The following is an 11,814-nucleotide window of genomic DNA, read 5'->3' as shown; positions in this document are numbered from 1 at the left end:
GCCCTCGGCCTTGCGCGTCACGGTTACGGCCTGCGCGCCGATGTCACCCGGTACACGTCGTACACGCCCTCGACGCCCCGTACGGCCTTCAGGACGTGGCCCAGGTGCTTCGGGTCGCCCATCTCGAAGGTGAAGCGGGACGTGGCCACGCGGTCGCGGGACGTCTGGACCGCGGCCGAGAGGATGTTGACGTGCTGGTCGGAGAGCACGCGCGTGACGTCGGAGAGCAGGCGGGAGCGGTCCAGGGCCTCGACCTGGATGGCGACCAGGAAGACCGAGGACTGGGTGGGGGCCCACTCGACGTCGAGGATGCGCTCGGGCTCGCGGGACAGGGACTCGACGTTGACGCAGTCGCTGCGGTGAACGGATACGCCACTGCCGCGCGTCACGAAGCCGATGATCGGGTCGCCGGGGACGGGCGTACAACAACGGGCGAGCTTCACCCACACGTCGTCGACGCCCTTGACGACGACACCGGGGTCGTTGCTGCTGCGGCGCTTGCGGCCCCGGCCGCGCGTCGACGGTACCGCCTCGTCGATCTCCTCGGTGGCCGCCTCCTCGCCGCCGAGCGCCTGGACCAGCTTCTGCACGACGTTCTGCGCGGCCACGTGGCCCTCGCCGATCGCCGCGTACAGGGACGAGATGTCCGGGTAGCGCATCTCGTGGGCGAGGGTGACGAGGGAGTCGCCGGTCAGGATGCGCTGGATGGGCAGGTTCTGCTTGCGCATCGCGCGGGCGATGGCGTCCTTGCCCTGCTCGATGGCCTCGTCGCGGCGCTCCTTGGAGAACCAGGCGCGGATCTTGTTGCGGGCGCGCGGGGACTTCACGAAGCCGAGCCAGTCGCGGGACGGGCCCGCGCCGGTCGCCTTGGAGGTGAAGACCTCCACCAGGTCGCCGTTGTCCAGGGTGGATTCGAGCGGGACCAGGCGTCCGTTGACGCGGGCGCCTATGGTGCGGTGGCCGACCTCGGTGTGGACCGCGTAGGCGAAGTCGACGGGGGTCGCGCCGGCCGGGAGCGCTATGACGTCGCCCTTGGGCGTGAAGACGAAGACCTCGTTGCGGGACAGGTCGAAGCGCAGGGACTCCAGGAACTCGCCGGGGTCCTCGGTCTCCTTCTGCCAGTCGAGCAGTTGGCGCAGCCACGCCATGTCGTTGAGGTGGTCGTCCTTGCCCTTGCCCGCCTTGGGCACGTCGGTGCGGACCTTGGAGGCGCCGGCGACGGCCTCCTGCTTGTACTTCCAGTGCGCCGCGATGCCGTACTCGGCGCGGCGGTGCATGTCGAACGTACGGATCTGGAGTTCGACCGGCTTGCCGTTGGGCCCGATGACCGTCGTGTGGAGCGACTGGTACATGTTGAACTTGGGCATCGCGATGTAGTCCTTGAACCGCCCCGGAACCGGGTTCCAGCGGGCGTGGACGGTGCCCAGGGCCGCGTAGCAGTCGCGGACGGTGTCCACGAGGACGCGGATGCCCACCAGGTCGTAGATCTCCGCGAAGTCGCGGCCGCGGACGATCATCTTCTGGTAGACGCTGTAGTAGTGCTTCGGGCGGCCGGTGACGGTCGCCTTGATGCGGGCCGCTCGCAGGTCGGACTGGACCTCGTCGGTCACTATGGCGAGGTACTCGTCGCGCTTGGGGGCGCGCTCGGCGACGAGGCGGACGATCTCGTCGTACATCTTGGGGTAGAGGATCGCGAAGGCGAGGTCCTCCAGCTCCCACTTGATGGTGTTCATGCCCAGGCGGTGGGCGAGCGGCGCGTAGATCTCCAGGGTCTCGCGCGCCTTCTTCTCCTGCTTCTCGCGCTTGAGGTAGCGCATGGTGCGCATGTTGTGCAGGCGGTCGGCGAGCTTGATGACCAGGACGCGGGGGTCCTTGGCCATGGCGACGACCATCTTGCGCACGGTCTCGGCCTGCGCGGCCTCGCCGAACTTGACCTTGTCCAGCTTGGTGACGCCGTCGACGAGCAGCGCCACCTGGTCGCCGAAGTCGCGGCGGAGCTGGTCGAGGCCGTACTCGGTGTCCTCGACGGTGTCGTGCAGGAGGCCGGCCATGAGCGTGGCCGGGTCCATGCCGAGTTCGGCGAGGATCGTGGTCACCGCGAGGGGGTGCGTGATGTACGGGTCGCCGCTCTTGCGCTTCTGGCCGCGGTGCCAGCGCTCGGCGACCTGGTAGGCGCGCTCGATCTGGCGGAGGGTCGCCGTCTCGATCTTCGGGTCGTTGCTGCGCACTATCCGCAGCAGCGGCTCCAGGACCGGGTTGTACGGGTTGGACCGCTGGACGCCGAGGCGGGCCAGACGGGCGCGAACGCGGTTGGAGGAGCCGGAGCGCGGGGGCTGGCCCGCGGCGGTACGGGCCGGGGGCGTGGGAGGCGCGGGCTTGGGGCGCGCCTGCTCGGCGGCCTTGTCGCCGGGCGCGGACTGGGCGTGCTCGACCGAGCCCTGCGCTGTGTTCTTCGCGCTCGGCGCGGGCGTGGCCGCGGCTCCCGAGGTCGACTCGGGCTTGGCGGCGGTCAGTGGCTGGGCCTCGTCTGGCAAGAGGACTCCTCGTGCGCGATCCGGGTCCCCCGGCAGGCTCCGGAGGACCCATGGTAGCGATCCTCGGCTCCGGACTCGCCTTCGGCTGGTGAGACGGTCCGCTACCCGCGTAACGCAGGAGGCGGGCGCCGGATTCCTCCGGTGCCCGCCTCCGCGGTGTCGTACGGGTGGCGCGGGCCTTGCCCGCACCTGTCGTGACGGTGCTCAGACCTGGAGCAGGGCCTCCAGCGGAGCGCCTTCCAGGGTCGGTTCCAGGCGGGCGCGACCGCCCAGGAATCCGAGCTCCATCAGTACGGAGACGCCCGCGACCTCGGCTCCCGCCCGGCGGATGAGCTGGACGGATGCCTCGGCGGTGCCGCCGGTGGCGAGGACGTCGTCGATGACCATGACGCGGTCGCTTCCCGACAGGTCCTCGGCGTGCACCTCGATCTCCGCGGAGCCGTACTCCAGGTCGTAGGCCTGACCGAGGGTCGCTCCGGGGAGCTTGCCGGCCTTGCGTACGGGGATGAAGCCGACCCCGGAACGGACCGCGACGGGTGCGCCGAGTATGAACCCGCGGGCCTCCAGGCCGACGATCTTCGTGGCGCCGTGCCGGACGACGAGCTCCGCGAGCGCGTCGGTGAGCGCGGTGAACGCCGCCGGGTCGGCCAGCAGCGGGGTGATGTCTTTGAACATCACGCCCGGCTCCGGGTAGTCGGGAACGTCGCGGATACGGCTGAGCAACAGCTCCCTGACGCCGGTCATCGGCGCTTCCCCGAGGGACGGCCGCGGCCCCGGTTGCGGGACGCGGGCTGGTGGCGCGGGCCGACGACCGCGGGGGTCGCATCCTCCGGCTCGTCGCCGTACGCCTCGTCGTCGCCCTGTGCCTCGGCGGGCTCGCCCTGCGCGGCCTGCGCTCGCTTGGCCAGGACGCGCTTCTTCAGGGCCTTCATCTGCGGCTCGCGCTCCTTGAGGTCGGCGACGAGGGGCGTGGCGATGAAGATCGAGGAGTACGCACCGGCGGCGAGACCGACGAACAGCGACAGGGAGATGTCGTTGAGCATGCCCGCACCGAGGACACCGCCACCGATGAACAGCAGGCCGGCGACCGGGAGCAGCGCGACCACCGTGGTGTTGATCGAACGCACCAGGGTGCTGTTGATCGAGCGGTTGGCGATGTCGCTGTAGGTCCAGCGGCTCTGCCGGGTGATGTCCTTCGTCTGTTCCTTGAGGCTGTCGAAGACGACGACCGTGTCGTAGAGCGAATAACCGAGGATCGTCAGCAGACCGATCACCGTGCCCGGTGTCACCTCGAAGCCGACGAGGGCGTAGATGCCGACGGTGATCGTGATGTCGTGGATCAGGGCGACGAACGCGGCGATGGCCATGCGCCACTCGAACGCGATCGCCAGGTAGATCACCACGAGGACCAGGAAGATCCCGAGGCCCTGCCAGGCCTTGCTGGCGATCTGGTCACCCCAGCTGGGGCCGACCAGGTCGGCGTTGATCTTCTCGGAGTCGACCTTGAGGTCCTTGGCCAGCTCCTCCTTGACCTGGTCGGACTTGTCCGTGTCGACGCCGGAGATCTGGATGCGCAGACCGCCCGTGCCGAGCTCCTGCACGACCGCGTCGTGGCCGGCGGCGTCCTCGGCGTACGTCTCGGCCTGGGCGACCGAGACGCTCGTCTTCGGGGTGGTGAAGACGGCGCCGCCCTGGAACTCGATGCCCATGTTCATGCCGCGCACCCCGAGGCCGACGATGGCCACGATGGTGATCAGGATGGAGACGCCGTACCAGATCTTGCGGTTACCGACGAAGTCGTAACCGACCTCGCCGCGGTGGAGTCGGGCGCCGAGGTCGCCGAGTTTCGACATCTCAGGCCTCCTTCGGGTCGGCGGGGGCGGCGGGACGGCGGGTACGGCGCAGCGGCGGCCGGGCACCCAGTCGCTTCGGGTCGAGGCCGGACCAGCTGTGGCCGTTGGCGAAGAACTTCCTGCGGGCGAGGAGCGTCAGCAGCGGCTTGGTGAAGAGGAACACCACGACCACGTCGAGCAGGGTGGTCAGACCGAGCGTGAACGCGAAGCCCTGGACCTTGCCGACGGTGACGACGAACAGCACCGCGGCGGCGAGGAACGACACGAAGTCGGAGACCAGGATGGTGCGCCGGGCGCGCGGCCAGGCTCGCTCGACCGCGGGGCGCAGCGAGCGGCCCTCGCGGATCTCGTCACGGACGCGTTCGAAGTACACGATGAACGAGTCCGCCGTGATACCGATCGCGACGATGGCGCCGCAGACGGCCGGCAGGTTCAGCGCGAAGCCGATGGTCGGGCCGAGCAGCGACATGATCACGTAGGTCAGGGCCGCGGAGACCAACAGCGAGGCGATGGCGATGAGCGACAGGCCGCGGTAGTAGACGACCAGGTAGAGCACGACCAGTCCGAGACCGATCGCGCCGGCGATCAGACCGGCGTGCAGCTGCTCGCCGCCGAGCGCGGCGGTGACGGTGGTGACGCTCGCCTCCTTGAAGGTGAGCGGGAGCGCGCCGTACGACAGCATGTTGGAGAGGCCCTGGGCCTCCTCCTGGGTGAAGCTGCCGGAGATCTCGGCGTTGCCACCGGTGATCGACTGGTTGACGGACGGGTCGGAGACGACGTCACCGTCGAGGACGATCGCGAACTGGTTCTGCGGCTGCTGGTTCTTCGAGAGCTGGCCGGTGATGTCGGCGAACTTCTTGGCGCCACCGGACGTGAACTTCATGGTGACTTTCCAGCCCGCGGCGCTCTGGGTGTCGAAGACCGCCTCGGCCTTGTCGACGTCCGTGCCGGCGACCGCGGCCGGGCCGAGGATGTACTTCTGCCACTGCTTCTGCGAGTTCTGACCGCACGCGACGATGGAGTCGCTGGGCTTGGAGCCGTCACCGGCCGCGGCGCGCTGCGCCGGCTTGGTGCAGTCGAGCTTGGTGTACGCGGCCTGGAGCTTGGCCGTGGCGTCGTCGCTCGCGCCACCGCTGGCGCTCGCGGACGGCGTGCCGCCGGCCTTCGCGGAGGCGGAGTCGCTCGGCGTGGGGTCGGCCTTCAGCGCGTCGGTGACCGCGCGGCCCTGCGAGGTGGCGGAGGAGGACGGGCTGGCGGAGGAGGACGAGGTCGCCTTCTCCTCGCCGCTGTCCTTGTCGCTGTTCTTGCCGGAGGGCGACGCGCTCGGGGAGCCGCTGGGGCTGGCGCTCGGGCTGGCCGACGCGTCGGCGCCGGACACCTCGGTGGTCAGGACCGGACGGAAGTAGAGCTTGGCGGTGGTGCCGACCTGTTCCCGGGCCTGCTTGGAGTTGGTGCCCTTGGGGATGTTGACGATGATGTTGCGATTGCCCTGGGTCTGGACCTCGGCCTCGGTGACGCCCAGACCGTTGACACGGCGGTTCATGATGTCGACCGCGGTGTCCATGTTGGTCTTGTTGATCGCGTTCGGCTGGCCGGGCTCGTTCTCCGCTTCCAGCGTGATGCTGGTGCCGCCGGCCAGGTCGATACCGAGACGCGGAGTGGTGTGTCCGGAGGCAAACATTCCCCCGGTGAGCGCCGCGATGGCGATCAGGATGAGGGCCAGTGCGCGGCCTGGTTTGCTCTGGGCGCTCGCGCTCCGGCCCTTCTTCGGTGCTGCCACCTTCTCGTAACTCCCTCTCGGGCCGCCTCAACGCCGGTCGAGCGTGCGGGCGGCCATGACATGGTGTCGGGACTCCGTGCGAGAACGACACGACCCGGGTGGCGCGGCACGAACTGGTCGCGCCGCGCCCCCGGGAGCGTGGCTACTTCGCGTCGGACTCGCCGTCGGTCTTCTTCGGCTCCGCGTCGTCGGCCTTCGCCTCGGCAGGCTCGTCGGCCGCGTCGTCGTCCGCGTCCTTCTTACCAAGGTCGATGGGCTTGTCGTCGGAGGCGGCGGAAGCGTCGGCGTCGGACCCGTCGGTCTCGGTGAGGGAGGAGGCGTCGTCCGGAATGATGTCGGACTTCAGATCGTGCTCGATGCCATGGACGATGCGGTTGTACTCGTCGTCGGTGAGGACGGCACCGATCGCGTTCTTCGCGAAGAGCAGGTCCACGCCCGGACCGGCGTCAAGGAGGACCGTGTCCTCGTTGACCTCCTTCACCGTCGCGTACATGCCCCCGATGGTGCGGACGCCACTGCCGGGCTGCATTTCGTTCCGCATCTGCGCGGCCTGCTGCTGCTTCTTCTTGGCCGAGCGGGTCATCAGGAACATGGCCCCGATGAGCACGATGAACGGGAGGAGGGTCACGAGACTCACGGGTCGGAACTTCCTTCACACGACCGCGATGGTGAGCGGCCTGATGGATGGGGGTATGTGCGCCGCCGACAAAGGCGGCATCGGCGGAGTCTAAGCGAGTCCGCGCGCAAGGAACAACGCTCAGCATCGCACCTGGGTTCCTGACCCGGCCAATGCCCCCGCTGTCACGCGCCGAACAGGTCCTGTTGTCCGTTTCCCCCGCCCGTCCCGCGGGGCGGGGTGAGGCCGAGGTGCGCCCATGCCGCGGGGGTCGCGACCCGTCCGCGCGGGGTGCGGGCGAGCAGGCCCTCACGGACGAGGAAGGGCTCGGCGACCTCCTCGACCGTCTCGCGCTCCTCCCCCACCGCGACGGCGAGTGTGGACAGGCCGACGGGGCCGCCGCCGAACAGCTTCAGCAGGGCCCCCAGGACGGCCCGGTCGAGGCGGTCGAGACCGCGTGCGTCGACCTCGTAGACGGCGAGGGCGGCTTTGGCGATGTCCCTGGTGATGACTCCGTCGGCCTTGACCTGCGCGTAGTCCCGCACTCGGCGCAGCAGGCGGTTGGCGATACGGGGTGTGCCCCGGGAGCGGCCCGCGATCTCGGCGGCGCCCTCGGCTCCGATCTCGACGTCCAGCAGCTGCGCGGAGCGGTGGATGACGCGCTCCAGCTCGGCGGGCTCGTAGAACTCCATGTGCGCGGTGAAGCCGAAGCGGTCGCGCAGCGGAGGCGGCAGCAGGCCCGCGCGCGTGGTGGCGCCGACCAGCGTGAACGGGGGCAGTTCGAGGGGGATGGCGGTGGCGCCGGGGCCCTTGCCGACGATCACGTCGACGCGGAAGTCCTCCATCGCCATGTAGAGCATCTCCTCGGCGGGCCGGGACATGCGGTGGATCTCGTCGAGGAACAGGACCTCGCCCTCCTGGAGCGAGGACAGGATCGCGGCCAGGTCGCCTGCGTGCTGGATGGCGGGGCCGCTGGTGATGCGGATGGGGGCGCCCATCTCGGCCGCGATGATCATCGAGAGGGTGGTCTTGCCGAGGCCCGGGGCACCGGAGAGGAGGACGTGATCGGCGGTCGCCCCCCGCGCGCGTGCCGCCCGCAGCACGAGGTCGAGCTGCTCGCGCACCTTCTCCTGGCCGATGAACTCGTCCAGGTCCTTGGGGCGCAGGGCGGCCTCGACGGCCTGGTCCTCACGGTCGGCGACAGAGTCCACCAGCCGCTCGGAGGCGGAGGTGTCGGTCGTGTCGTCCCAGTTCATGTGTCGTGCCTCGGGGTGTGGTGGGTCAGCGGGCTCGGTTCAGGGTCTGGAGGGCCGCCTTCAGCAACTGGCCGACCTGGGGCGTGCCGCCCGCGGCTTCCGCCTGGGGTGCCACGGCGGACACCGCCTCGTCGGCCTCACGGGTCGCGTACCCCAGGCCGATCAGGGCGGCGTGCAGCTGGTCGCGCCAGCCCTGGGTGACCGGAGCACCGATCGAGGGGGCTCCGATCGGCCCGCCCAGGCGGTCCTTGAGCTCCAGGAGCAGCTTCTGGGCGCCCTTCTTGCCGATGCCGGGGACGGCGGTGAGCGCCTTCTCGTCACCGGTGGAGACGGCTCGGCGCAGGGCGTCGGGGCTGTGCACGGCGAGCATCGCCTGAGCCAGCCGGGGGCCGACTCCGCTCGCGGTCTGCAGCAGTTCGAAGACCTGGCGCTCGTCGTCGTCGGCGAAGCCGTACAGGGTCAGCGAGTCCTCGCGGACGACGAGGGAGGTGGCGAGCTTGGCCGGCTGGCCGACCCTGAGCGTGGACAGCGTGTTCGGGGTGCACTGCACCGCCATACCGACCCCGCCGACCTCGACCACCGCGGCGTCGGGAGCGAGTGCGGCGACTGTGCCGCTGACGAAGGCGATCATGCCGTACGGCCTTTCGTTGCGTTGGCTGCGTGCTGGGCGACGGCCTGCTGGAGTCGGTTCTGGGCGGGGGCGCGCCAGATGTGGCAGATGGCGAGCGCGAGGGCGTCGGCGGCGTCGGCGGGCTTGGGGGGCGCGTCGAGCCGCAGCAGCCGGGTGACCATGGCGCCCACCTGGGCCTTGTCGGCGCGGCCGCTGCCGGTGACGGCGGCCTTGACCTCACTGGGGGTGTGCAGGGCGACGGGGATGCCGCGGCGGGCGGCGCAGAGTGTGGCGATGGCGCTGGCCTGGGCGGTGCCCATGACGGTCCGTACGTTGTGCTGGCTGAACACCCGCTCCACGGCGACGCATTCGGGCTTGTGCTCGTCCAGCCACTGCTCGATGCCCTGCTCGACGGCGACGAGACGGTGCCCCAACTCGGCGTCCGCGGGCGTCCGTACGACACCGACGCCGAGCATCGTCAACGGGCGCCCCGCGACGCCTTCCACGACACCGACACCGCACCGGGTCAGTCCCGGGTCCACCCCCAAAACGCGCACCAAGCCCTCCCATCAAACGCCTGTTTGTGCAGGCTATCGGGTGCCACCGACAACGAGAGCAAAGCGACGGGCCGACGGAGGGTGTTCCGTCGGCCCGCTGAGCTCGCGGCAGCGTTACGCGTCGACCTTCGCCATGACGTCGTCGCTCACGTCGAAGTTGGCGAAGACGTTCTGCACGTCGTCGCTGTCCTCCAGGGCGTCGATGAGCTTGAAGATCTTCTTGGCGCCCTCCTCGTCCAGCTCGACCTGCATGGTCGGGACGAAGTTGGCCTCGGCGGAGTCGTAGTCGACCCCGGCGTCCTGGAGGGCGGTGCGGACCGCGACCAGGTCGGTGGCCTCGCTGAGCACCTCGAAGGACTCACCGAGGTCGTTGACCTCCTCGGCACCCGCGTCGAGGACCGCGCCCAGGACGTCGTCCTCGGTCAGCTCGCCCTTGGGGACGATGACGACGCCCTTGCGGTTGAAGAGGTACGAGACGGAGCCCGGGTCGGCCATCGAGCCGCCGTTGCGGGTCATGGCCACGCGCACGTCTGAGGCGGCGCGGTTGCGGTTGTCGGTGAGGCACTCGATGAGCACCGCGACACCGTTCGGGCCGTAGCCCTCGTACATGATCGTCTCGTAGTCGGCGCCACCGGCCTCGAGACCGCCACCGCGCTTGATCGCCGAGTCGATGTTCTTGTTGGGAACCGACTGCTTCTTCGCCTTCTGCACGGCGTCGTACAGCGTCGGGTTGCCCTCCAGGTCCACGCCGCCCATGCGCGCCGCGACCTCGATGTTCTTGATCAGCTTCGCGAAGAGCTTGCCGCGCTTGGCGTCGATCACGGCCTTCTTGTGCTTCGTCGTGGCCCATTTAGAGTGGCCGGACATCTGCCTGTCTCCTTCGCGTAACCCATCTCCGAACGAACTCCGGAGATCCTACAAGGCGGCCGGTGTCCGGTTCCCGCGCACCATCTCGACGAACAGCGCGTGCAGACGGTGGTCGCCGGTCAGCTCCGGGTGGAACGACGTGGCGAGCGCGTTGCCCTGTCGTACGGCGACGATGTGGCCGTCGTGCTCGGCGAGCACCTCGGTCTCGGCGCCGACGGACTCGACCCAGGGGGCCCGGATGAAGACGCCCTCTACAGGATCGCCCTCGACGCCCCGTACGTCGACCGCCGCCTCGAAGGACTCGTTCTGCCGTCCGAAGGCGTTGCGGCGCACGATCATGTCGATGCCGCCGATCGTCTCCTGGCCCGAGCGCGGGTCGAGGATCTTGTCGGCGAGCATGATCATGCCGGCGCAGGTGCCGTAGACCGGCATGCCGGCGCGTACGCGGGCGCGGAGGGGCTCCATCACTCCGAAGAGGACGGCCAGTTTGGAGATCGTGGTGGACTCGCCGCCGGGGATGACGAGGCCGTCCACCTCGGCGAGCTCTTCGGGGCGCCGCACCGGCCTGGCCACGGCGTCGGCCGCGGCCAGGGCGATGAGGTGCTCCCGTACGTCGCCCTGGAGGGCCAGGACGCCGGTGACGGGTGCGTCGGTCATGTGCGTGATGTCCTATGCGGGTTGCTGCTGGGCTGGGCCGGCCTGCCGGGGCTGGTGCCGGGGCCGGGGCTTTCGGGCTCGCCTACCAGCCGCGGTTGGCGTAGCGCTCGGCCTCGGGGAGGGTGTCGCAGTTGATGCCGACCATGGCCTCGCCCAGGTTGCGGGATGCTTCGGCGATGATCTTCGGGTCGTCGTAGAAGGTGGTGGCCTTCACGATGGCGGCGGCGCGCTTGGCCGGGTCGCCGGACTTGAAGATGCCGGAGCCGACGAAGACGCCCTCGGCGCCGAGCTGGCGCATGAGCGCGGCGTCGGCCGGGGTGGCCACGCCACCGGCGGAGAACAGCACGACCGGGAGCTTGCCCAGCTCGGCGACCTCCTTGACCAGCTCGTACGGGGCGCGCAGCTCCTTGGCGGCGGCGAACAGCTCGTGGTTGTCGAAGCCCCTGAGGCGGGCGATCTCGTTCTTGATCTGGCGCAGGTGGCGGACGGCCTCGACGACGTTGCCGGTGCCGGCCTCGCCCTTGGAGCGGATCATGGCGGCGCCCTCGGCGATGCGGCGCAGGGCCTCGCCGAGGTTGGTGGCGCCGCAGACGAAGGGGGTCGTGAACGCCCACTTGTCCGAGTGGTTGACCTCGTCGGCCGGGGTGAGGACCTCGGACTCGTCGATGTAGTCGACGCCGAGGGACTGGAGCACCTGGGCCTCGACGAAGTGGCCGATCCGCGACTTGGCCATCACGGGGATGGAGACCGCGTTGATGATGCCCTCGATCATGTCCGGGTCGGACATGCGGGCCACGCCGCCGTCCTTGCGGATGTCCGCGGGGACCCGTTCCAGGGCCATGACCGCGACGGCGCCGGCGTCCTCGGCGATCTTCGCCTGCTCCGGGGTGACGACGTCCATGATCACACCGCCCTTGAGCTGCTCGGCCATGCCGCGCTTCACGCGGGCGGTGCCGGTCTCGGGGGTCTGGGTGGTGTTGGAGAGCGTGCTGGACACGGGTTCGACCTCGCTCGGGGAGAAAGAGGGGGTTTTCTGCAGCACCGAGGAAACGTGAGGGGGGTGGGCCGCGGCAAGGGCCAATGG

General features: G+C 69.9%; 11 protein-coding genes. All 11 read right to left on the bottom strand.

Annotation, left to right across the window (positions count from 1 at the left end):
* Positions 1-23: 23 nt before the first annotated feature.
* Positions 24-2,534 carry a RelA/SpoT family protein gene (locus FNH08_RS31425; protein ID WP_152774917.1) on the bottom strand — a complete coding sequence of 837 codons (2,511 nt, stop codon included), beginning with the start codon at positions 2,532-2,534 and terminating at the stop codon, positions 24-26.
* Between the two features lie 204 nt (positions 2,535-2,738).
* A complete protein-coding gene (locus tag FNH08_RS31420; RefSeq protein ID WP_152774916.1) occupies positions 2,739-3,278 on the bottom strand; it encodes an adenine phosphoribosyltransferase in 540 nt (179 codons plus the stop codon).
* Positions 3,275-4,387: a protein translocase subunit SecF gene (gene secF, locus FNH08_RS31415; RefSeq protein ID WP_152774915.1), complete on the bottom strand. Its 1,113-nt coding sequence runs from the start codon at positions 4,385-4,387 to the stop codon at positions 3,275-3,277. Before secF ends, FNH08_RS31420 begins: the two co-directional genes overlap by 4 nt.
* 1 nt (position 4,388) lies before the next feature.
* Complete coding sequence (secD, locus tag FNH08_RS31410) at positions 4,389-6,167, bottom strand: protein translocase subunit SecD (protein ID WP_322725825.1); 1,779 nt, start codon at positions 6,165-6,167, stop codon at positions 4,389-4,391.
* Between the two features lie 142 nt (positions 6,168-6,309).
* On the bottom strand, positions 6,310-6,804 hold the full coding sequence (yajC, locus tag FNH08_RS31405) for a preprotein translocase subunit YajC (RefSeq protein ID WP_322725824.1): 495 nt from the start codon (positions 6,802-6,804) through the stop codon (positions 6,310-6,312).
* A gap of 164 nt (positions 6,805-6,968) precedes the next feature.
* Complete coding sequence (ruvB, locus tag FNH08_RS31400) at positions 6,969-8,039, bottom strand: Holliday junction branch migration DNA helicase RuvB (RefSeq protein WP_152774913.1); 1,071 nt, start codon at positions 8,037-8,039, stop codon at positions 6,969-6,971.
* A 25-nt stretch (positions 8,040-8,064) separates the two neighbouring features.
* Positions 8,065-8,670, bottom strand: coding sequence for a Holliday junction branch migration protein RuvA (ruvA, locus tag FNH08_RS31395; RefSeq protein ID WP_152774912.1), 606 nt, complete (start codon positions 8,668-8,670; stop codon positions 8,065-8,067).
* Complete coding sequence (gene ruvC / locus FNH08_RS31390) at positions 8,667-9,206, bottom strand: crossover junction endodeoxyribonuclease RuvC (protein WP_322725823.1); 540 nt, start codon at positions 9,204-9,206, stop codon at positions 8,667-8,669. The genes ruvA and ruvC overlap by 4 nt, the downstream gene beginning before the upstream one ends.
* 114 nt (positions 9,207-9,320) lie before the next feature.
* Entirely contained in the window at positions 9,321-10,073 is a 753-nt protein-coding gene (locus tag FNH08_RS31385) for a YebC/PmpR family DNA-binding transcriptional regulator (protein ID WP_152774910.1), read from the bottom strand.
* Between the two features lie 48 nt (positions 10,074-10,121).
* On the bottom strand, positions 10,122-10,730 hold the full coding sequence (gene pdxT, locus FNH08_RS31380) for a pyridoxal 5'-phosphate synthase glutaminase subunit PdxT (RefSeq protein WP_152774909.1): 609 nt from the start codon (positions 10,728-10,730) through the stop codon (positions 10,122-10,124).
* Positions 10,731-10,812: 82 nt separating this feature from the next.
* Positions 10,813-11,727, bottom strand: a complete 915-nt coding sequence (gene pdxS, locus FNH08_RS31375) for a pyridoxal 5'-phosphate synthase lyase subunit PdxS (protein ID WP_322725822.1) — start codon at positions 11,725-11,727, stop codon at positions 10,813-10,815.
* Positions 11,728-11,814: the final 87 nt, after the last annotated feature.

Origin of the sequence: Streptomyces spongiae (assembly GCF_009377185.1) — a bacterium.
In the GTDB taxonomy this organism is placed as follows: Bacteria; Actinomycetota; Actinomycetes; order Streptomycetales; family Streptomycetaceae; genus Streptomyces; species Streptomyces spongiae.
Note: the sequence above shows the minus strand (reverse complement) of the source record. Positions and strands in the feature narration are given on the sequence as shown.